Here is a 948-nt window from a genome sequence, read left to right as displayed (position 1 = left end):
GTGCCGTCGCACCGACCAGCCGCCCGGCGCTGCGCCGCCGGACGGACCGCAGGGCCGGACGGACGACCTGAGCCCCCACCCCCCTTCGTCCCCTCCCCTCCCTCTCCTTCCCCCTTCCTCTCCTTCCCCCTTCCCTCCCTTTCCGTTTGCTTCAGCAGGACAGGAGTCGTCATGTACGACGTCATCGTGGTCGGCGCGCGCTGCGCGGGGTCGCCGACGGCAATGCTTCTGGCACGCGCGGGATACAGCGTCCTGCTGCTGGAAAAGGCGCGCTTCCCGCAGGACAAGCTCTCCTCCCACTACATCCACCAGCCCGGGGTCGCCCTGCTCGCCCGCTGGGGCCTGAAGGAGCGGGTCGCGGCGACCAACTGCCCGCCCCTCACGCACGTCAGCTACCAGGCCGCCGACGTCCGCCTGGACGGCTGCTCGCTGGCCGCCGACGGTGAGCGCGCCGCGTACGCGCCCCGCCGCTGGGCGCTGGACCCGGTGCTCGCCGACGGGGCCGTCGCGGCCGGGGCGGAGCTGCGGGAGGGCTGCACGGTCACCGGGCTGGTCCGGGAGGGGGACCGGGTGGCCGGCGTGACGTACAAGACCGCGGAGGGCGGTGAGTTCACCGAGCGGGCCCGGCTCGTCGTCGGCGCCGACGGCATGCGCTCGGCGGTCGCGCGGTTCACCGGCGCCCCCAAGGTGATCGAGCAGCCGCGCATGACCTGCACCTACTACAGCTACTGGGAGGACCTGCCGGCCCACTTCGAGCTGTACGAGCGACCGGAGCGGTGGATCGGCGTGATCCCCACCAACGACGCCCGTACCCTGGTGATGACCTACTTCCCGCAGGCCGACTTCCAGCGGGTGCGGCACGACGCCCAGGCCCACTACCTGGACGCGGTGAAGACGACCGTGCCCGAGCTGTACGAGCGGATGGCGGCGGCCCGGCAGGCCGAGCAG

1 protein-coding gene is annotated in these 948 nt (G+C 72.9%); it reads left to right on the top strand.

The genetic code is table 11. The features are described 5' to 3' along the window. Nucleotides 1-171: 171 nt before the first annotated feature. Nucleotides 172-948 (top strand): NAD(P)/FAD-dependent oxidoreductase (locus tag IE312_RS43640; RefSeq protein WP_229900930.1); only part of this gene is annotated, 777 nt, incomplete at its 3' end.

Source organism: Streptomyces capoamus, assembly GCF_014654935.1.
Taxonomy (GTDB): Bacteria; Actinomycetota; Actinomycetes; order Streptomycetales; family Streptomycetaceae; genus Streptomyces; species Streptomyces capoamus.
This window is presented reverse-complemented; position numbering and strand designations above follow the sequence as displayed.